Genomic DNA, 19,388 nt, shown 5'->3' with positions numbered 1-19,388 from the left:
GTCCTCCTATATTCAATCGATTTCCATAATGAGATTATCTATTAACCGAACGTGGGAAAATTTGACCGCCAATGCAAGGATGAATCGTCCTGTCAATGTTTCCAACGGTTCAAGCTCAGGATAGGAATAAATTTCAACGTAATCTATGGTCCCGTTTGTTCGGCTGATAATCATTTCCTTGACAGCATTCACGATCGTTGCCGGATCTTTTTCTCCCTGTTCTATCAGTGATTTTGCTGTCGTTAAACTTTTGTAAAGCAGTGGTGCCTGCTGTCTTTCCTCAGGGAGGAGGCGAACATTTCGTGAGCTTTTGGCAAGCCCATCCTCTTCACGGACAATATCTACAGCAACCAGTTCAACGGGAAAATTAAAATCAGCAATTAGCCCCTCAATAACCGCTACCTGCTGGGCATCCTTTTTGCCAAAATAGGCCCTTGTCGGCATCACAATATGAAATAACTTGGTTATTACGGTTGCAACACCATCAAAATGCCCGGGACGGGATCTGCCGCATAAAACCGAGGTCCGTTCCAATACAACTGCTTTAACCGATAGGTTATGAGGGTACATTTCCTCAACTGACGGATAAAACAGATAATCAACATTTTCACCTTCAGCCAAGGCACGATCCCGCTCAAAATCACGTGGATATGTGGCATAATCCTCGTTTGGACCAAATTGAATGGGATTGACAAAAATGCTTAATACGACGAGATCATTTTCCTTACGGGCATGCTTTATTAATGACAAGTGTCCTTCGTGGAGGTACCCCATTGTCGGTACAAACCCTACCGTTTTGCCGGTTTGCCTTTGTAAGCCCATTTCTGCCTGCATTTCTTTGATCGTTGTGATGACTTTCATTCCAAACCTCCGTAAAGGGCCTTTAATTCCTGTTCCTTCATCGTAAAAGAATGTTTATCTTCAGGAAATTGCTTATTTCTCACATCACGAGCATAGGCTTCAATTGACTCAACCATAATTGGATGGACGGAGTGATATTGTTTTACAAACTTCGGCACCCGTTCCACTCCGTAGCCTAAAATATCATGATATACAAGGACTTGCCCATCGACATTCATTCCTGCACCAATACCTATCACGGGAATGGAAAGAGATTTTGCCACCTCAGCGGCAAGTTGTTTTGGCACACATTCCAACACAAGGGCAAACGCTCCGGCAGCTTCACATTTTTTTGCATCTTCGATTAATTTTTTTGCTGCCTGTACGTCTTTTCCTTGAACTTTATAGCCGCCCAAAACACCAACAGATTGCGGTGTTAACCCTAAATGAGAACATACAGGGATTCCTGCCTTTGTTAAAGCAGCAATTTTTTCAATGACCTCATTTGCCCCTTCCAACTTAACGGCATGTGCTCCTGTTTCTTGAATGATTCTTCCAGCGTTGATCAACGTATCTCTAATTGATAAATGATAACTGAGAAACGGCATATCGACGACAATAAACGTGTCCTTTGCCCCCCGTTTTACCGCCTTGGCATGATGAATCATGTCCTCAAGTGTTACGGACACGGTAGAATTGTAGCCTAAAACCACCATCCCTAGAGAATCGCCAACGAGAATGACGTCCACTCCTGCCTGCTCTGCTTGCTTGGCAGACGGAAAATCGTAGGCCGTCACCATGACAATCCTTTCATCCATTTCCTTCATTTTCAGAAAATCTGTTGTTTGCTTCATCTTTTCCCTCCTGTTCTATTGGGAGAGGTGATAAAACGACTAGAAGAGACGACAATTAGAAAAGCGCAAGCGCCTCGGTCATCCCCGACAAGCAAATGTTCTTCGACCTTAAAAGTCTGCTTTTCGACTTTTTAGGTCGAAGGTTATTTGACCTCGAGGGGATAGGCGCTGGAGCTAGACAAAAAAATCCTTCTGAAGGCAGAAGGATCCTGTACTCTTTTATTTGTTCCATCCCTCTGTCCCGGTCCGATTAACGGATCTAGGCAGAACCTTTAAATTAGTTTTGTATGAGCAAAGCAGGTGCAGTTCTCAAAAAGATACTGCCCAAGAAAATTGTACAAAAAATACAAGTAGCATGCAAGAATAATGTGCATGATTAAAGTTCAATATCAGCCGAGTAAACATGATGAATCGTCCCGGACGCATCTTCTATTTTTAATACACCCTCTTCGGTAATTCCCAAAGCCTTTCCTTCGATCACTTCTGTTAAAGTTCTCGCTTTAAGAATTTTTCCAATACTGATTGCATAGCTTTCCCATAATAATTTAATTGGGAAAAACCCTTTATCTAAATAGAGCAGGTATAATTTTTCAAAGTGCTTAAAAATACTTCTGATCATTTCTGCCCGGGAAACTGGAGTCCCTTTTTCAATCAAAAGAGAGCTGGCCTTTTCTTGAAGTTCTCTTGGAAAGTCCTCTTTCTTCTGATTAACATTAATGCCAATCCCGATGATGATTGAATGAATCCGATCGGCTTCCGCTTGTAATTCGGTTAAGATCCCGGTGATTTTCCTTCCCTGAATCAAAACATCGTTGGGCCATTTGATTTCCGCCGTAATCCCGGTTATTTCTTCAATTGCCTGGACGATGGCAACTGCTGTTAAAAGGGTTAATTGCGGTGCCTTTGAAAGGGGGATATTCGGCCTAAGAATAAGACTCATCCAAATCCCGGTATATTTTGGCGAATGCCAGTTTCGATTCATTCTTCCTCTACCGGACCTTTGTTCGTCAGCAATGACAACCGTCCCCTCGGGAACGTTTTTTGCTGCCAGTTGATGAGCAATCTTTTGTGTTGATTCTACGCTTTCTTCATAATGGATATTTTTTCCAATAAAACAAGTCGTTAGTCCGAGCATTATTTCATCAGCCGTTAACTTTTCCGGTGTTTTGACGATCCGATAACCCTTTTTTCTAACTGCCTCTAATTCAAAGCCTTCTTTTCTTAATTCCTCAATATGCTTCCATACTGCCGTCCTGGAACAGCCGACAAGCTCGGCTAAACGTTGTCCCGATAAATAAGACTCACCGGCATTCGTGAAGGCATCAAGCAGTTGTTTTCTTAATTCTGACTGCATGCCATCAGCCACTCCTTAATCTTTCGTTTTTCATTTACAACTTTCCCGGCTAGAATCGCCTTTTCAATTGATACCAGCTGTTCTTTTATCCAAGGGCCCCCGCTAGCTTGAAACCATTCCATTAAGTCATTTCCTGTTACTGCGAGATCCTTGCTGTCTTTTATCGGAAGGCTCTGATAGTAATCAAGCAATGGGGGAATCGTATTTTTTTCGTTTTGCCCGCTGATGGCGAGATACAACTTTTCAACAGATTCTATCACGGCAGCACTTCCGGCCTTATACAAATCAAAAACCGACCATTCCTGTTGCAGTCTCTTTTTCAAATAACCTAAAATTCGCTTTATATCGTTTATTTCTTTAATAGAAAGCCGCCAATCCCTTAAAAAGGGTTCAGTTACATGTTCACTTAACTGTAAACAGTAAACAAGCAAAGACCACATTTCAGTTTTCTTAAAGCCGGCGCAATCATAGTTCATCATTGTGGCAAGCTGCTGTTTACGGTTTTGTAACCCCGGTAAAAAAGCAAAGAGATTGGTTTCCAGCATAATCGCAATTGCCTCTTTCCAATTTTCACCAACTAACATTTTTTCAAACTCGGTTTTTTTTCGCTCGACAGCAATTTTTTCCAACAAGGGGGCAAGTTCTTTTAATGCCGCCATTGTATTTTCAGCGATATGAAAAGAGAGCTGACTGACAAAACGGACCGCTCTCATCATTCTTAGGGCATCCTCGCTGAAGCGGTCTCTGGCTTGGCCAACTGTTTGGATTCGTTTTTCTTTTATCGCCAATTGTCCTTGGTACGGATCAATTAATTTTCCCGTTCGATCCATTGCCATTGCGTTTATCGTAAAATCCCTGCGCTTAAGATCTTCAGTTAAACTGCGGATAAAGGAAACCTGTTTTGGTCTGCGAAAATCCTGATATTCTCCTTCTGATCTAAAGGTGGTTACCTCATAGGATTTCTGACCATATAAAACCAGAACGGTCCCATGCTCAATCCCAATGTCAACCGTCTTTGAGAAAATTGTTTTTACCTCGTCGGGTGTTGCCGAAGTGGCAATATCGACGTCACTAATTTGTTTGTGAAGTAAATAATCTCGGACGGAGCCGCCGACAAAAAAAGCCTCGTAGCCCGCATCCTCTAGCCGCTTTAATACAGGTATCGCTGATAAAAAGGGTTCTTTCATATTTTTCACCTAATTTAGTAATCGAAAATATAATTCCTCGTATTGTTGTACAATTGCTTCCGACTTAAACTTTGTCTCTGCCAATTTGATCGATTGATGGGAAAATTGTTGATGGAGTTGTGAATCTTCTAATAAGGAAATCGCTTTATTTGCAATATCCGAAATATTTCCAAGTTCGCATATAAATCCCGTCTCGCCATCTTGAATTACCTCCGGGATGCCGCCGATATTCGTTCCAATACATGGAACGCCACAGGCCATCGCCTCTAAAAGGACAAGACCAAAGCTTTCTTTTTGTGATAATAGTAACATTAAATCACTAATCGAGTACAACTCCTCAAGGTTTTCTTGTTTACCGAGAAAAATTACTTGGTCTTCCAAAGCAAGTTGTCTGACCAGCTTGCAAATAACCGTCATCTCCGGTCCATCACCAACAAGCAGTAATTTCGCCGGCATAATGCTGGAGATTTTCGCAAATGTTTTGACAACATCCTGGACACGTTTTACTGCGCGAAAATTGGAAACATGAATGATCACTTTCTCATTCTCTTTTATGCCAAATTCCGACTTTAAATGCTGAGCGTCGGTTTTCCGATAAACACGATCATCAATAAAATTATAGACTGTTTCAATTTGTTTATCGGGATTAATGAGCTCATATGTCTGATTGACTAAGGCATTGGAGACGGCAGTTACAGCATCTGATTTCTCAATTCCGAATTTAATGGCATCGGTTAATGAAGGGTCATGGCCTAACACCGAGATATCGGTGCCGTGCAACGTGGTTACGATTTTAACATCTCGGCCCGCCATTTGTTTGGCCAGGATTGCACATACTGCATGAGGCATGGCATAATGCACATGAAGCACATCCAATTTTTCCCGATTAATTACCTCCGCCATTTTGCTTGCTAAGGCAATATCATAAGGCGGGTACTGAAAAACAGAGTATTGATTTACTTCAACCTGATGGTAATAAATATTATGATAAATCTTGTTGAGACGGAAGGGGATGCTTGATGAAATAAAGTGAATTTCATGGCCTTTTTCAGCAAGCATTTTTCCTAATTCTGTTGCGACAACACCTGAACCCCCAACGGTGGGGTAACAGGTAATGCCAATCTTTAATTTCCTCATTCTTTATTCTCCTAACAAATCACGCTTCAAAAGAAGGGGTACTTTCGTTTTGAAGCCTTCAGCATAAGTTACATTCACTAATTGTCCAAACATTCTTTCCCTTGCCTCTACCGTTTCAATGTATCCATTGACAAGCGGGGTATTAAAACTCTCTTTTGTCATTTCAAACTGACTTTGATAAGCCCTAAGCGCTGCAAGCTTTGTATCGATAAATGCGGAAATATCTACGGTAAAATCAGGCTGGTGAAAGCCATTAATCATATAAAAATAGACTCTCTCAACCTTGTGGGGCTCATTACACCCTTCTGTCTGATATTTTTTGATACCGGCTGAAAATACGGCCTCCTCAACCAGGCGAGTACAATTCCCATGGTCAGGGTGCCGGTCTTGGTAATAGGGTGCAAACACAATTTTAGGCTTGTGTATTCGAATCATTTTGGCGATTTCATTTATATAAGCTTCTTTTAATAATAGACCGCGATCAGGAAAACCTAGTGATGTTCGGAAACAAAGCCCCAATATCTCGGCGGCTTTTGCAGCCTCTTCTTTCCTTAAGCGTACATTTCCATTTGAGGAAAGATCAGCATCAGTTAAATCACAAATCCCGGCCCGCTTTCCTTCGTTTGTTAATTTGGCTATCGTTCCGCCCATACCAATTTCCACATCATTTGGATGGGCCCCAAACGCTAAAATATGTAATGAGCTATCTTCCATCTGCCTCACCATTCTCTCTGGCGATTTTTCTCCAATCCATCAGGCCCTTATCCATGCCTCTGATTAACAGCTCAGCACTGCCCATATTTGTAGCCAGCGGTACCGAATAAACATCGCAAAGACGAATGAGTGCTGAGACGTCCGGTTCATGCGGTTGGGCCGTTAACGGATCACGAAAAAAGAAAACGGCATCCATTTGATTCTTGGCAATCATCGCACCGATTTCCTGATCGCCGCCAAGCGGGCCGGATTGGTAACGGGTAATTGATAAACCGGTAGCCTCACTAATTCTTAAGCCTGTGGTTCCCGTTGCAAATAGGTTATGCTTGGCAAAAATTTGCTGGTATGCGGTAACGAACTGAACTAAATCATTCTTTTTACGGTCATGGGCGATTAAAGCAATATTCATGAGTATAGCTCCTAATCTAAAATATTTTCTAATCCATAAACAAAGCCATTATGCTTCATGACGGTTTCCACCGCAACTTTAACGCCGGACATAAAGGATGCACGGTTAAAGGAGTTATGGCGAATCGTTAGTGATTGCCCATCTGAACCAAACATGACTTGTTGATGGGCAATTAGTCCCGGCAGCCTTACCGAATGAATATGCATTCCATCGTATTCCGCTCCGCGCGCACCTTGGATGGTTTCCTTTTCATTGGGATGCCCCTGTTTTTTTGCCTCTCTAACAGCAGCAATCATTTCAGCCGTTTTAACTGCGGTTCCTGAAGGAGCATCAAGCTTTTTGTCATGGTGCATTTCAACAATTTCTACATCCTGGAAATATTTTGCTGCCAGTTGGGAAAATTTCATCATAAGGACAGCGCCAATGGCAAAGTTGGGAGCAATGATACAGCCTAATTCCTTTTGTTTACAAAGCTCTTCAAACTCTTGTAATTCTTCTTTTGAAAACCCTGTTGTCCCAACTACCGGACGAACATTATAGTTTAATGCTGTTCTAACATGGTGCGGCCCGGCTTCAGGTGTCGTTAAATCAATTAGGACATCTGCCTCAATCTTTTGCAGGCAGATGTCAATATCTGTATAGATGGGGACATTGGCAATGGATTGAAATCCTTCCAAATCACTTAACATCATCCCATCAAATTTATGATCTAAAACAGCTGTGAGTTCAAAATGCTCTGTATTTGTTACCAGGTTTACTGCCTCGCGCCCCATTCGACCACGAGGTCCGGCAATAATTATTTTTATTGGATTCATCTTCTTCACTCCAATCATTCTTGCTCAATTCTTGTCCAGCGGTTTTTATCCCTTGTATTAAATTTATTCATGACATAATCGTGGGCGGTTTCCAAATCAATATGTAATGAATTAGCAAAACAAATAAGTACAAATAATAAATCTCCAAGCTCTTCCTCCATCGCTTTTTCCGTTTCACTGGACTTTTTTGGCTTTTCACCATAATAATGGTTGACTTCTCTGGCGAGTTCTCCAAGTTCTTCGGTCAATCTGGCAAGCATGGCAAGTGGGCTAAAATATCCCTCTTTAAATTGACTAATGTATGTATCAACTTCTTTCTGTAAGTCTTTCATTGTTTTTGCGGCTGCCAATTAATCTCACCCCTCTTTTATCCATTCTTAACTACTACATTCAGCGGTGCTTATTTTCTATTTTTTATGTTAGCTAAATTAAGTCTGTTTTACAAATGATTTTACCTATTACGACATTTTCCACAGCAGATTATTTTGGTAAACTATATTCGTTATCTTTGATTTATTCTAGAATTTTTAAAATTTGGGAGGGGTGAATGTTTCATGATCTTTGGACTTAAGCTAAAAAGTATTTTGTTCATTTTTTTGGGCACAGCCATTATGGCTTTTGGTCTGGTAAATTTTAATATGCAAAATAAACTAGCCGAAGGCGGCTTCACCGGTATTACGCTGATTCTATATTTCTTGTTTCACTGGGATCCGTCCTATACGAACCTGCTGTTAAATATTCCTCTGTTTTTAATCGGCTGGAAGATTCTAGGTCGTAATACCTTTTTATATACCATTATTGGCACTGTAGGAGTTTCTATTTTCCTTTGGATCTTCCAGCGCTATTCGATCAATATGCCGCTCCAGCACGACTTAACCTTAGCTGCTTTATTTGCCGGAGTCTTTGCCGGCATTGGTTTAGGGATTATTTTTCGGTTTGGCGGTACGACTGGAGGCGTCGATATTATTGCCAGACTTGTTCAGAAGTATTTCGGCTGGAATATGGGTAAAACCATGTTCCTATTCGATGCCTGTGTGATTACACTTTCATTGTTTACCTACTTAAAATATAAACAAGCAATGTATACGCTGGTTGCCGTCTTTGTTGCCGCACGAGTGATAGATTTCATTCAGGAAGGTGCCTATACTGCCCGCGGTGCAATGATTATTTCGAAGCAAAACGAACAAATCGCCGAAAAAATTATGGAAGAGATGGGCCGTGGTGTAACTGCACTTAGAGGCTACGGTTCATATACAAAAAAAGAAACCGACGTTTTATATTGTGTTGTCGCAAAAAATGAAATTATGAGGCTAAAAAATATCATTACTTCCGTTGACCCGCATGCCTTTATATCGATCTCCGTTGTCCATGATGTCCATGGCGAAGGTTTCACCCTTGATGAAAACAAAATGCCAATCCAACACTAAAGGCAATGTCGATCGTCGACATTGCCTTTTAATTGTCCAGCGCTTGCGCTTTTCTTGTTAATCATCGCTTCGATTCATGCCTGTGTATATGAGGACAAGCCGTAACAATTCAAGAACCGCCACCGCCGCAGCAGCGACATAGGTAAGCGCCGCAGCATTCAATACTTTCCTGGCTTCACGCTCTTCCCGGTTAGAAATGAGCCCCAAGGAAACTACCTGATCCATTGCCCGGCTGGATGCGTTAAACTCAACAGGGAGGGTGACGATTTGAAATAGAACAGCTGCAGCCATAAAAATAATCCCAAGTAACAGCATATTTGTGGCATCGGCTAAAAGTCCGATCATAATTAAGATCCATGATACATTGGAGCCAAAGTTGGCTACAGGTACTAATGCAGAGCGAAAACGTAAAAAAACGTATCCATGTGAATCTTGAATTGCATGTCCGCATTCATGTGCTGCCACTGCAGCTGCCGCAATTGAATGACCATGGAAATTTTCTGGTGACAATCTAACCGTTTTCGACCGCGGATCATAATGGTCGCTTAAAAACCCGCGCCCTTCTTCAACACCAACATCATACAAGCCATTGGCATTTAATATTTCTCTTGCTACTTCAGCGCCGCTTCGATAAGAGGCGGATCGGACCTGTGAATATTTTGCAAAGGTACTTTTTACTCTCATTTGTGCCCATAGAGGAATTAATACGATGATCGCAAAATATAATAGGTACATAATTTTACACTCCTAACCAGCTTCTTAGACAATATTGTAGTTAAGCTAATTAGATGCGTCAATCTTTATGCTTTTCCCGAGCATTTTTCTTTATTTCTTTCTCCCCTTGGTATTTTCTCCAGCCAACATATGACAAGGTCATGATAATAATGCTGCCAGTGGAAATAATCACCCACCATAATGAAGGATCGGCTTCATCGTTTTCAATATTGGCAAACAGATTTTTCATGTCCGTATCAAGCTTTTCCAATTCAGTCTGTTTTTCCTTGCTTGTCAAAATAGCTGAACGGTACTCATCAATATATTTGATGCGGGCATCTAATCTTTGTATATTCTCTGCCGGTACATCGATTTTCATACTTGGGTAAATCATGTTATACAATGATAGGAAGGTATTATAGCTTGTATGAAATTGGGAACGATCACCATTAACGGCAGCAACTTTTGCCTCAGTAAGCGCGGTCATAATTTGGGTTTCCATTTCCGTCCACAACGGTTGGTGACTTGTAACAATGGCATCAATAACAAGTCTGAATTTGGTAAGCCTGTTAATTCGTTCTTCATGATTCATCGTCGGGCTTACGGCCGCTTCCATTGCTTCATCATGAGAAGTGTTAATAATTCTTACCTCATCCATCGTTAACGGCTGCGCCTTGCCCGATACGCTGGTAAATTGGTCGGAAAAGTAATCAAGTAATTTTTTGGCATCACCATATCTATGATACTTCACCATTTGGAGTGCTTCATCAGAAATATCATCCAATTTCTCCATTGGTGTTTGTACCTCAGCAATTACTGTTATGGGAGTGAGCATTAAGATGATTGCAACTAAATAAAGCCATTTTCCTTTCATAACAGTCCCCCCTTTCATTACTAATAAAATGTATGAAAGGGTGGACAAGGTTAGACCAATTTTCCTTCCTGTATGACTATTTTATTTCGAGTTTAAAGCGTGACGGTCGAAGCGCTACAAAATAAGCAAGCCCAAGCGAGAAAATGGAAAGCCAGAAAGTAAAGTAACCGATTTGTGGCATATATTGATCAAGCATATGATACCTTGGCATCATGAAAAAAACGTAATCAATCACATCATTATGTAATGTCCAAATGGCTGTGATGATTAAGTGCCACCATTTAAAGCGGTAAAACGGGGCAAATAAAACGCCTTCTACAGCCATCGCAAAATGAGAGAATATTAGCATAAACCCAACCGGATCCAGTTCGCCCTGAACAAAATATACTAAAATATTCATCACAACAGCCCAAATGCCGTATTTAAATAAGGTCACAATGGCTAAAGCCTCCAGTAATGGCCAGTTCCTTTTTAATAAAAAAGCAATCAGAACGAAGACAAAAAAGAGGCTGGCAGTCGGACTATCAGGTACAAATGGCAGGAAAATTGCTGGCGTCTCCTTTAACTGCCACCCATACCAATAATATCCATAGACGGTTCCAGCAATATTAATAATCAGCAAAACGATTAACATCGGCCGATTAGCCAAAAGAGGATAAATCCAGCGCACAGGAACACCTCGATCACTTGTAAAATTTAGAAAGATTTTATCCTTTCCTAGTAGCTAAAAAAGCTGACGAACTTCGTCAGCTTTTAGAAGAGTCAATTGATTACTTGCCAAGTCCGGAAATGAATTCAGAGAGTTTTTTCAACTCTTCGTCGCTCCCTTTGAAAACTCCGGCAGGCATTGTTTTAAAGCCATTTTTGGCAATTTTGGCAATTTCATCAGCAGATAAACCTGTTTTGGTTAATGCAGGTGCAGCTGGTCCGCCTTGTAAGCTGTCACCGTGGCAAGTAATACAGGTATTGGCTTTGGCGATTTGATATCCTTCGCTTGTCTTATCAATATCAACTTTTTCGACAATTTTTCCTTGGCGCTCTGCAGCTGCCCAGTCATGTGTAGCAACCGATTGCCAGGTTAAAAATGTGATCGCTGCCAAGGCAAGCAACATAAATCCAGTCGCTAAAGGACGCTTGCTTGGACGGCGTTCCGGCCCGCGGTCGATAAAGGGAGCTAATAATAAGCCGCCAAAAACAAGTCCAGGAATAATTATGGCTCCAATAACTGTATAAGGTCCAGACGCATAGCTGTATTTGAGCAATTGGTACAAGAATAAGAAATACCAGTCTGGCAACGGGATATAGCTTGTATCTGTAGGATCCGCAATTCTTTCAAGCGGAGCCGGATGGGCAACTGTTAAACATAAGATTCCGACAAGGAATACTGCTCCAACCATCCATTCTTTCAAAAGGAAGTTTGGCCAGAAGGCTTCTGTCTTACCTGGATATTCCGAGTAATCTTTTGGAAGTTTCTTTTCTCTTGCCTCAGGTGCTAATATACGTGAGTCACCGACAAACTTTAAACCTTTACCGCGATGCATCGAGCAATCCCCTCCTTTTTCTATAAAAATTAGAAAAAATCACTAATTTACTGTCTAAAAAGAATCATAGTGGTCCGGAAATACCTTGTTTCCGAATCATGATAAAGTGTGCTGCGAGCAATCCAAACAACACTGCCGGTAAGAAGAATACGTGAATCGCAAAGAAACGGGTTAACGTCTGTGCCCCAACAATATGTTCATGACCGGCTAGCAGTACTTTAACGTACGAACCAATGAACGGAGTGGACTCAGCAATCTGTAAGCCTACTTTCGTTGCAAACAGCGCTTTCATATCCCAAGGCAGCAGATATCCAGTAAAACCTAATCCAAGCATAACAAAGAAAATTAATACTCCGACAATCCAGTTTAATTCACGAGGCTTTTTATAAGCACCTTGGAAGAATACGCGCAGTGTATGTAAAAACATCATTACAAGTACTAAACTTGCTCCCCAGTGATGCATTCCGCGTACGATTTTTCCAAATGCAACTTCATTTTGCAGATAATAAACGGATTCCCAGGCGTTTTTAATATCCGGTACATAGTACATCGTTAAAAACATTCCGGAAAGAATCTGAATTACCGTGACAAAGAATGTCATTCCACCAAAGCAATATACAAACGCGGAAAAATGGTGCGCCGGGTTAACATGCTCTGGTACTTCATGATCCGCGATATCGCGCCACAAAGGCGTAATATCTAAACGCTCATCTACCCAATCGTAAAGTTTGTTTAACAATGATTACGCCTCCTTCCGTGGTTTAGCTTTTCCTAAATAAAGATAACCGTCTTTTTCTTTAAATGGGTACACGTCCAATGGAGCCAAAGGCGGTGTACCTGGAACGTTGGTACCATCTTTTGTGTAACGTCCATAGTGACATGGACAGAAGAATTGATCCGGATGTGCCTTATCAGACCCCCAGTTAACTGTACATCCCAAATGTTTACAAACTGGCGACAACGCGATAATTTTTCCTGCATCATCCTTGTAAACCCAAGCAGATTCTGTTACGTCTGACTCGTACCATGCATCTTTCTGCTTATAGGTAAAGTCAACGCGAACCGGTTCATTAGTTAAATCAGCTACCTTTTGTTTGGTTGCAACAAACTCCCCCGCTGCTTCTGCTTTTAATACAGGATCAACAGCAAATCTAACCATTGGCATTAAAATCCCTGCCGCCATAAATCCGCCTACACCCGTTAGAGTGTAACTCAAGAACTGACGTCTTGAAACGCGATCTTTACTCATGCTTATCCCCCCTCCATTCATGAAGTTAAGTCCACGGACTAATTTTATACACTTGTAAAACTAGGACATAACAATGATATATCAATCTTTCAACAAGGTCAATATCATACTATTTTAAAAAATTTTAATATACAACGTTTTAATCATTTTTATGCCACTTTTGGGTAAAAATCGTTATGATTTGTTTTACTTGACTATCAATCATCGTTAATTTCTGTGAATCATTCATATGCTCCAGCGGGATCGACGGAAGCCAAATGAGCGTACCATTTAACTCATCCTCCCGGCTTCGCCATTCAAGATCGGAAGTGACATAGAAAATATGTTTGAAGCCGCTGGCAACTATACTATCTTCCCATTTATGTATATCTGACAGAATGTTATCCCATTGTTCACTATCAAGGTATGTAAAAGGCGGAAACAACAAAATTCTACCGGTAAATTGTTTTTCTAAATAAGCAGTTAATAATGTGATAAACTCTACTGCAGCAGCTGATTGCTTCATCCCTTCCCCAAGCGAAACCGGGTATAAAGGCACTACAGCGGTATCCACATACTCTTTGGCAGTTAAGTATGTTTCAACATCTTGAGATATCCATTTCATTTTTTACACCAACCTTTTTCTTCAATACCCCAATCGTACCATTAATCCTCAAACATTTAAACAAATTGTAACATAAAATGAAAAAAGAAAGTCTGCTTAATGCAAACTTCCTTCTATTCTGACCGTGGTAATCTTTTTAATCTATCTGTTAAAGTTTGAAAGGCTTCGCGGTCTTGACGGTCAAGAGCCTCATCAATTAATTGCAGCAGCTTTTCCCGCTGGAACCGTTCAATGCTCTTTTCTAACATTTGTTCAGCAGCCTTGCCGTCCTTCTCATTTACTTGCAAATGTTTTGGAACATATGGATTTTCCTCAAGCACTGCTACATACTGATGGGCCTGGTTAGAGGCATGAAAATTTAACTGAATGTAAATATCTTCATCCCGATTTAACCGGATATCATGAAAAGATTTCTCCGCATCTGTGGTCATTACATTTTCTTTGTAAAAACGAAATGGCACCTTATCGACACAATGTGTTGACATTATCAGGCCGCGGGGACAATATTGTGCCTGCTCCACAAAATGAACCTTTTCCATCAGCTGATCATGACTCATTAAATAATTGAGAATCCAGACACATTCTCTTCTCTTTAATTGGTAATGATTTAGAAACCAGCGAATAAAATCTTTCTTCTCGTTGACAGAAACAGGGGTTGTCATCGGCATTTCCCTCCTCTGCATATTCAACATCATTCTTCTCTATCCGTAAGTCGTTCGAGTACATCAACATATTCCGTATTAGTCGGGTCCTTCTTTACTAGCTGTCTAAAAATTTCGGCAGCAAGGTCGTTTTTTCCTTCCTCAATTAAAAAATATCCGTAATCAAGTAAAAACGCTTCATTATTCTTAAAATAAGTATATGCACTTTCATATTTGTCTAATGCTTGTGAATAATCCTCTAATCCTTCGTATGCCAAGGCGGAGTCCCATAAAAGCTGCGGTTCGTCTTCTTCCATTAAGCCAAGTTCCGAAATTAATTGGACAATCTCCTCATATCTCTCCTGTTTAAGAAAAAGCTTATTTAATGTTAAAGCTGCTTCGATAAATCCCGGGTCTAGGCCAAGCGATTCACGGAAATACATTTCCGCTTCCACTTCCTTACCTAATTTTAATGCAATCTTCCCGCCTTGAAAAAATAATTCTTTATTAAATTCGTCCTGCTTGGTTCCCTCTTGAATGGTTTTTAAACTATTTTCAAGTTCCTCTTCCCGCTCATAGGCTGATGCCAGGGGTAAATACAGTGAATGATACTCAGGATCAAGCTCCTTAAGCTCTTCGAACTTCTCGATTGCCGTCCGATTATAGCCGGCCTGCAATGCCGTAAAAGCATAGCCGAACAAGGTATTCAGTTCCAACTTATCATTTAATGCCTGATCATAATAAGTTAATGCCTCTTCAAACTTTCCTGAAGCACTCAACAGCTCTGCAATCCGACTGTTAAGATTGATCCCCGCAAGCTCGTTTGTTTCTTTTAATACGGTCTCATAAGCGTTTAATGCCTTAAGGATTTCACCTTGTTCCCCGTATAGCTCAGCCAGGGCAAAATCAATAATGATTTCATCAGGTAATAATTCTTTTGCCTGTAATAGCTTATTTTCGGAAACCTCGTAAAGACCCTCCATTTGGTAAAGATCGGCTAAAATTAATAATGATTGTCCGAAATTAGCGTCTTGCGTTGAAATTTTTTCCAGAACAAGAATGGCCTCCTCTTCTTCTCCTGCTTCGACTAAAATCTCAGCTAATAAGATAAGGAGCTCCCCCTCCTCTGGGAATACCGTTAACAACTTCTCAATTAATCCCTTAGCTTCATCAAGGAAACCGTACTGAAACAATTCTTCTGCAAGCAGAAATTTCTCTTCATGACTGCCGCTGTTTAATACATCATTATATTCAGCAAGGGCTTCTTTATGTTGGCCGGTTTCTAATAAATTTAAAATTTTATTGACTCGATCCATAGTTAGTTTACCTCTTTATCTAAATTTACAAAGAAAAAAAAGCTGGAGTTCGCATCATAATATGTTCGCCATACCCTGGTTTATATCGAACATCCTTTAAACAACGGACAATTTTTCCCTTGTGTACAGTTATGACAAGTCTATCACCATGATAAAAAAATAATTCCTCTTCATCAACATTCTTGATTTCCCTTGTTTTCATATATAAATTATAGCTTAACTCGGTTCCATTCATTAAGCTGGATCTTTGTGGGTAAAAGCCAATCTTATTTAAGACAACTGTTGAAATCGGCCTGTTTTCCGGTATTTCCTGATAAAGTGCCGGGATTTTCTCTTTTATCATTATATTGTTCCAATTCGACAACAAGGCCCTTGCTTCCTTCTTTTTAGCCGAAGAAATAATCGGAATAAAAGGGCAATTGTACGGAAACAATGCCTCCCTGATCCACCCCCAGGGAACTTTGGTCAACTTCGAATAATCGTCCACTTCAATAAAAAATGCCGGGATTTTTTCTTGCTTACATTTTCTAATAAACGAAGGGGTAACGAGGCTTAATGGGATTTTTACCGCGATGATATAGTCGATCGGACTGTTCATTAATGCTAATTTCATTTCATTCACTTTGTCAAGCAGTTCATTTTCAAATGAAACGGTAACATAAGTAAATAATGTTGTGCAGCCCTTCTGGATGAACTGCTCGATGATGGTTTGTTTTAGCACTTGAAAGGATTCATGAGGTGAAATGTTTGAATTTAATAGAACAAAAGATGGGGTCATAATAAATGGCTCCAGATTCATCCTAATCATTCGATATTGCTTTGGACGAGTGATAATGGCTGATATTTTATCATCATCCACCAACAATGATTGTGTTTTCAGTTGTTTACTCTTAAGGATATTGGCCTTTTCAATGATATACGCCATCCTGCCACCCTTTCTGCTTTTTAAGACAAGCTATGCTGAAGTGGCTAAAACTATGTCAACGAAGCTGATTTTTTTAAAAAGAAAAAGCCGCATTGCGGCTCTTATTGGATTAAATGATGTAAATGAAGAAAGAAATTCGGATACGATACCGAGATAGACTCCGGATTTTCCAAAATTACCTCCCCGTCACATACGAGAGCAGCAATGGCCAGCATCATCCCAATGCGGTGATCACCGTGGCTGGAAACCGTTCCACCGGTTAATTTAGTTTGTCCATAAATAATCATGCCATCTGCGGTTGCTTCAATCGAGGCCCCCAATTTTCTCAGTTCCTCGACAACAGTGTCAATTCGGTTCGTTTCTTTCACCTTTAATTCTTCAGCATCTTTAATAATGGTCTTTCCTTTAGCCTGTGTAGCCATAAGAGCGATGATGGGAATTTCGTCAATAAGTTTCGGAATTAAGTCACCTTCAATTATCGTTCCGGTCAAATTTGATGATTTAACCACTATATCACCAGAGGGTTCAAAGGAGTCAGGATCATTTGATATAATTTGAACATTTGCCCCCATTTTTTCCAGCACCTCGAAGATACCAGTTCTTGTTGGGTTTAATCCGACATTTTTTAAGACAATTTCACTCTCCGGAATCACAGCCCCGGCCACAAGGAAAAAAGCAGCCGAAGAGATATCTCCGGGTACATGAACCTCTGCCGCTCTGAGGCGTTGGCCTCCTTTGACGGTAATCAGTCGTTGGTCTGTTTGAATTTCACCACCGAACTGACGAATCATTCTTTCCGTATGATCCCTTGTTTCAGCAGGTTCTTGAATGGTCGTAGTCCCTTCAGCCTGTAGCCCCGCCAAAATTAAAGCCGATTTGACTTGGGCACTGGCGACAGGAAGCTGATAATGGATCGACTTCAAATTACCGCCGCGGATTGCTATTGGCGTATAGTCCCCGTCCTTCCTTCCATCGATTATCGCCCCCATTTGCTTTAATGGTCCGGTTACTCTCGTCATTGGTCTTCTGGCGATGGATTGGTCGCCAGCAAGGGTTGAGAAAAAGGGTCTTCCTGCCAAAATCCCCATCAGTAATCGAATGGTGGTTCCGGAATTGCCAACATCCAATACTTCACTTGGTTCCGTTAATCCTTCAAATCCTTTCCCAAAGATGCGAAGCCGGCCATTTTCCTCGACAATCCTCACCCCGAGCTTTCTAAAGCAGGAAATCGTACTTAAACAATCTTCCCCAGGGAGAAAATTGGTTACCGTCGTTTCGCCATGGGCGATTGCCCCAAACATAACCGAACGATGGGAAATCGATTTATCTCCAGGTATTTCAATCTTTCCATTCAACCTATTTATATTCGTCTTTAGTTTAACTGAAGCCATTTTATCACCTTTTTACAATCATTTTAGAGCCCATAAGATGTACTAAAGCTGGTATAGGAAAGGATGCATTTTTCTGCCCGTTCACGGTCCTCTTCTGTTTGAAAACTGATAACCAAGACACCAATGATATCTTCACGTGTTTCAAGGATACGGATATTGGTAATGCTGATCTTTTCCCGTGCCAAATAACCAATAACCTCTGCTACAACCCCGGGATAATCGGGGACATCAACAAATAAATCATAAAAAGACGGAATAGCCCCTTTTTCCTTTTGCGGCAGACCATCACGAAATTGCTTCGCTAGGGAAAAATATTCGTATATCTCTTTGCTTTTTCCTGATTCAAGCAGTTCTTTTACTGTGTTCATTTCGTCCTGCCACTGATTAAGCAGCTCAATTAAAACCTCACGATTTTGCAGCAAAATATCCTTCCACATTTTTGGGCTGCTGGAGGCAATCCGGGTAATGTCTCTAAATCCGCCAGCAGCAAGACGTGGGATCAACTGCTCTTTTTCCGATAATTTTTCAGTTTGGCGAACAATGGACGCCGCAATAATATGCGGAAAATGACTGACAATCCCGGTTACATAATCATGGTTATGGGGTGTCACCGTTAAAAACTTGGCATTGGTGCCCCTGAGCCATTTTTTTAGTTCCTCAACCTTTGACGCAGGAGTATTTTCATCAGGTGTCAAGAGGTAAAAGGCATTTTCAAATAGGATTTCTTTTGCAGCCGATACACCGCTTTTATGGGAGCCAGCCATTGGATGTCCGCCAATAAAAGTAATCCCTTTTTCCTTTAAATTTGCTGCTGTTTCAACAATTGTTCTTTTCGTACTTCCTGTATCCGTTACGATCACATTAGGCTTTAACGCTAAATTTGCCAAAGCCTGAATAATCGATTTTGTATCGTTAACAGGGGCCGATACGATAATGAGATCAGCGTCAAGAGCCCCATCCGGGATGTTTTCCGCTGCCTCATCAATCACCCCCAACATTTTGGCAAGCCTCGCCTGTTCTCTATTAATATCAAAGCCTATAATGGTCACATCTTGATGTGCTTTTTTGATGCAAAGTGCCAATGAACCACCAATTAATCCTAAGCCAATGATAAATACCCGGCCATTCAAGTTTAATTCCCCCTAAAAGAAAAGCGTAAGCGCCTTGATTAGCCCCGACAAGCAAATGTTCTTCAATCCTAAAAGTCCGCTTTGTGACTTTTCGGATTGAAGGTTATTTGACCTCGAGGGGCTAGGCGCTGAAGCTGAACAAAGAAAAGCGGATCTATTCCGCTTCAACGCAGGATCGCCGCTACAGCCTCCTACTTGTCTACTTTCTAATGAAAACTCGCCGACTGGCGAGTCCTTAAGGACCGTTCAGGAGACGCAGTTGAAAT

At 41.0% G+C, this 19,388-nt stretch carries 22 protein-coding genes; 1 reads left to right on the top strand and 21 read right to left on the bottom strand.

Features of this window, described 5'->3' with window-relative positions:
- Positions 1-12 precede the first annotated feature (12 nt).
- From panC to RCG24_RS02960, 9 genes are all read right to left on the bottom strand, one after another.
- Positions 13-861 carry a pantoate--beta-alanine ligase gene (gene panC / locus RCG24_RS03000; protein WP_202655415.1) on the bottom strand — a complete coding sequence of 283 codons (849 nt, stop codon included), beginning with the start codon at positions 859-861 and terminating at the stop codon, positions 13-15.
- Complete coding sequence (gene panB, locus RCG24_RS02995; protein ID WP_308078292.1) at positions 858-1,694, bottom strand: 3-methyl-2-oxobutanoate hydroxymethyltransferase; 837 nt, start codon at positions 1,692-1,694, stop codon at positions 858-860. Before panB ends, panC begins: the two co-directional genes overlap by 4 nt.
- 376 nt (positions 1,695-2,070) lie before the next feature.
- A complete protein-coding gene (locus RCG24_RS02990; RefSeq protein WP_202655413.1) occupies positions 2,071-3,048 on the bottom strand; it encodes a biotin--[acetyl-CoA-carboxylase] ligase in 978 nt (325 codons plus the stop codon).
- Positions 3,033-4,235, bottom strand: coding sequence for a CCA tRNA nucleotidyltransferase (locus RCG24_RS02985; RefSeq protein ID WP_202655412.1), 1,203 nt, complete (start codon positions 4,233-4,235; stop codon positions 3,033-3,035). The genes RCG24_RS02990 and RCG24_RS02985 overlap by 16 nt, the downstream gene beginning before the upstream one ends.
- A 9-nt stretch (positions 4,236-4,244) precedes the next feature.
- Positions 4,245-5,372, bottom strand: a complete 1,128-nt coding sequence (bshA, locus tag RCG24_RS02980) for an N-acetyl-alpha-D-glucosaminyl L-malate synthase BshA (protein ID WP_202655411.1) — start codon at positions 5,370-5,372, stop codon at positions 4,245-4,247.
- 3 nt (positions 5,373-5,375) lie between these two features.
- A complete protein-coding gene (gene bshB1 / locus RCG24_RS02975; RefSeq protein WP_308078291.1) occupies positions 5,376-6,086 on the bottom strand; it encodes a bacillithiol biosynthesis deacetylase BshB1 in 711 nt (236 codons plus the stop codon).
- Positions 6,076-6,495, bottom strand: a complete 420-nt coding sequence (mgsA, locus tag RCG24_RS02970; protein ID WP_202655409.1) for a methylglyoxal synthase — start codon at positions 6,493-6,495, stop codon at positions 6,076-6,078. Before mgsA ends, bshB1 begins: the two co-directional genes overlap by 11 nt.
- Positions 6,496-6,506: 11 nt before the next feature.
- Positions 6,507-7,310 carry a 4-hydroxy-tetrahydrodipicolinate reductase gene (gene dapB, locus RCG24_RS02965; RefSeq protein ID WP_308078290.1) on the bottom strand — a complete coding sequence of 268 codons (804 nt, stop codon included), beginning with the start codon at positions 7,308-7,310 and terminating at the stop codon, positions 6,507-6,509.
- Between the two features lie 14 nt (positions 7,311-7,324).
- Positions 7,325-7,642 (bottom strand): nucleotide pyrophosphohydrolase, encoded by a 318-nt coding sequence (locus tag RCG24_RS02960; protein ID WP_202655447.1) that lies wholly within the window; start codon positions 7,640-7,642, stop codon positions 7,325-7,327.
- Between the two features lie 222 nt (positions 7,643-7,864).
- Between RCG24_RS02960 and RCG24_RS02955 the strand changes: the two genes are divergently transcribed.
- Positions 7,865-8,737: a YitT family protein gene (locus tag RCG24_RS02955; protein ID WP_202655407.1), complete on the top strand. Its 873-nt coding sequence runs from the start codon at positions 7,865-7,867 to the stop codon at positions 8,735-8,737.
- Between the two features lie 57 nt (positions 8,738-8,794).
- On the opposite strand, the gene RCG24_RS02950 is transcribed toward RCG24_RS02955, so the two are convergent.
- From RCG24_RS02950 to RCG24_RS02895, 12 genes are all read right to left on the bottom strand, one after another.
- Positions 8,795-9,472, bottom strand: a complete 678-nt coding sequence (locus RCG24_RS02950; protein ID WP_202655406.1) for a zinc metallopeptidase — start codon at positions 9,470-9,472, stop codon at positions 8,795-8,797.
- 58 nt (positions 9,473-9,530) lie between these two features.
- Positions 9,531-10,325, bottom strand: coding sequence for a sporulation protein YpjB (ypjB, locus tag RCG24_RS02945; protein ID WP_202655405.1), 795 nt, complete (start codon positions 10,323-10,325; stop codon positions 9,531-9,533).
- Positions 10,326-10,401: 76 nt separating this feature from the next.
- On the bottom strand, positions 10,402-10,995 hold the full coding sequence (locus tag RCG24_RS02940) for a lipoprotein heptaprenylglyceryl N-acetyltransferase LhaT (RefSeq protein ID WP_308078289.1): 594 nt from the start codon (positions 10,993-10,995) through the stop codon (positions 10,402-10,404).
- A gap of 100 nt (positions 10,996-11,095) precedes the next feature.
- Positions 11,096-11,866 carry a menaquinol-cytochrome c reductase cytochrome b/c subunit gene (locus RCG24_RS02935; protein ID WP_202655403.1) on the bottom strand — a complete coding sequence of 257 codons (771 nt, stop codon included), beginning with the start codon at positions 11,864-11,866 and terminating at the stop codon, positions 11,096-11,098.
- Positions 11,867-11,930: 64 nt separating this feature from the next.
- Positions 11,931-12,605 carry a menaquinol-cytochrome c reductase cytochrome b subunit gene (gene qcrB, locus RCG24_RS02930; protein WP_202655402.1) on the bottom strand — a complete coding sequence of 225 codons (675 nt, stop codon included), beginning with the start codon at positions 12,603-12,605 and terminating at the stop codon, positions 11,931-11,933.
- Between the two features lie 3 nt (positions 12,606-12,608).
- Positions 12,609-13,115: a QcrA and Rieske domain-containing protein gene (locus tag RCG24_RS02925; protein WP_306792967.1), complete on the bottom strand. Its 507-nt coding sequence runs from the start codon at positions 13,113-13,115 to the stop codon at positions 12,609-12,611.
- 139 nt (positions 13,116-13,254) lie between these two features.
- The gene (locus tag RCG24_RS02920; RefSeq protein WP_202655401.1) at positions 13,255-13,719 is read right to left on the bottom strand and encodes a YpiF family protein; all 465 of its coding nucleotides are present in this window, start codon (positions 13,717-13,719) and stop codon (positions 13,255-13,257) included.
- A gap of 113 nt (positions 13,720-13,832) precedes the next feature.
- A complete protein-coding gene (locus RCG24_RS02915) occupies positions 13,833-14,381 on the bottom strand; it encodes a ReoY family proteolytic degradation factor (RefSeq protein ID WP_202655400.1) in 549 nt (182 codons plus the stop codon).
- Positions 14,382-14,410: 29 nt separating this feature from the next.
- Positions 14,411-15,676, bottom strand: a complete 1,266-nt coding sequence (locus tag RCG24_RS02910; protein WP_202655399.1) for a tetratricopeptide repeat protein — start codon at positions 15,674-15,676, stop codon at positions 14,411-14,413.
- A gap of 25 nt (positions 15,677-15,701) precedes the next feature.
- Positions 15,702-16,601 (bottom strand): hypothetical protein, encoded by a 900-nt coding sequence (locus tag RCG24_RS02905; RefSeq protein WP_202655398.1) that lies wholly within the window; start codon positions 16,599-16,601, stop codon positions 15,702-15,704.
- 101 nt (positions 16,602-16,702) lie between these two features.
- Entirely contained in the window at positions 16,703-17,992 is a 1,290-nt protein-coding gene (gene aroA, locus RCG24_RS02900; protein ID WP_308078288.1) for a 3-phosphoshikimate 1-carboxyvinyltransferase, read from the bottom strand.
- Positions 17,993-18,015: 23 nt separating this feature from the next.
- On the bottom strand, positions 18,016-19,122 hold the full coding sequence (locus RCG24_RS02895; protein WP_308078287.1) for a prephenate dehydrogenase: 1,107 nt from the start codon (positions 19,120-19,122) through the stop codon (positions 18,016-18,018).
- Positions 19,123-19,388: the final 266 nt, after the last annotated feature.

Origin of the sequence: Neobacillus sp. OS1-32 (assembly GCF_030915425.1) — a bacterium.
In the GTDB taxonomy this organism is placed as follows: domain Bacteria; phylum Bacillota; class Bacilli; order Bacillales; family Cytobacillaceae; genus Neobacillus; species Neobacillus paridis.
This window is presented reverse-complemented; position numbering and strand designations above follow the sequence as displayed.

Excerpts from the sequence above, each read along its gene's own strand:
- panC (WP_202655415.1), bottom strand. The coding sequence starts at position 861 with ATGAAAGTCATCACAACGATCAAAGAAATGCAGGCAGAAATGGGCTTA.
- panB (WP_308078292.1), bottom strand. The coding sequence starts at position 1,694 with ATGAAGCAAACAACAGATTTTCTGAAAATGAAGGAAATGGATGAAAGG.
- RCG24_RS02990 (WP_202655413.1), bottom strand. The coding sequence starts at position 3,048 with ATGCAGTCAGAATTAAGAAAACAACTGCTTGATGCCTTCACGAATGCC.
- RCG24_RS02985 (WP_202655412.1), bottom strand. The coding sequence starts at position 4,235 with ATGAAAGAACCCTTTTTATCAGCGATACCTGTATTAAAGCGGCTAGAG.
- bshA (WP_202655411.1), bottom strand. The coding sequence starts at position 5,372 with ATGAGGAAATTAAAGATTGGCATTACCTGTTACCCCACCGTTGGGGGT.
- bshB1 (WP_308078291.1), bottom strand. The coding sequence starts at position 6,086 with ATGGAAGATAGCTCATTACATATTTTAGCGTTTGGGGCCCATCCAAAT.
- mgsA (WP_202655409.1), bottom strand. The coding sequence starts at position 6,495 with ATGAATATTGCTTTAATCGCCCATGACCGTAAAAAGAATGATTTAGTT.
- dapB (WP_308078290.1), bottom strand. The coding sequence starts at position 7,310 with ATGAATCCAATAAAAATAATTATTGCCGGACCTCGTGGTCGAATGGGG.
- RCG24_RS02960 (WP_202655447.1), bottom strand. The coding sequence starts at position 7,642 with ATGAAAGACTTACAGAAAGAAGTTGATACATACATTAGTCAATTTAAA.
- RCG24_RS02955 (WP_202655407.1), top strand. The coding sequence starts at position 7,865 with ATGATCTTTGGACTTAAGCTAAAAAGTATTTTGTTCATTTTTTTGGGC.
- RCG24_RS02950 (WP_202655406.1), bottom strand. The coding sequence starts at position 9,472 with ATGTACCTATTATATTTTGCGATCATCGTATTAATTCCTCTATGGGCA.
- ypjB (WP_202655405.1), bottom strand. The coding sequence starts at position 10,325 with ATGAAAGGAAAATGGCTTTATTTAGTTGCAATCATCTTAATGCTCACT.
- RCG24_RS02935 (WP_202655403.1), bottom strand. The coding sequence starts at position 11,866 with ATGCATCGCGGTAAAGGTTTAAAGTTTGTCGGTGACTCACGTATATTA.
- RCG24_RS02925 (WP_306792967.1), bottom strand. The coding sequence starts at position 13,115 with ATGAGTAAAGATCGCGTTTCAAGACGTCAGTTCTTGAGTTACACTCTA.
- RCG24_RS02920 (WP_202655401.1), bottom strand. The coding sequence starts at position 13,719 with ATGAAATGGATATCTCAAGATGTTGAAACATACTTAACTGCCAAAGAG.
- RCG24_RS02915 (WP_202655400.1), bottom strand. The coding sequence starts at position 14,381 with ATGACAACCCCTGTTTCTGTCAACGAGAAGAAAGATTTTATTCGCTGG.
- RCG24_RS02910 (WP_202655399.1), bottom strand. The coding sequence starts at position 15,676 with ATGGATCGAGTCAATAAAATTTTAAATTTATTAGAAACCGGCCAACAT.
- RCG24_RS02905 (WP_202655398.1), bottom strand. The coding sequence starts at position 16,601 with ATGGCGTATATCATTGAAAAGGCCAATATCCTTAAGAGTAAACAACTG.
- aroA (WP_308078288.1), bottom strand. The coding sequence starts at position 17,992 with ATGGCTTCAGTTAAACTAAAGACGAATATAAATAGGTTGAATGGAAAG.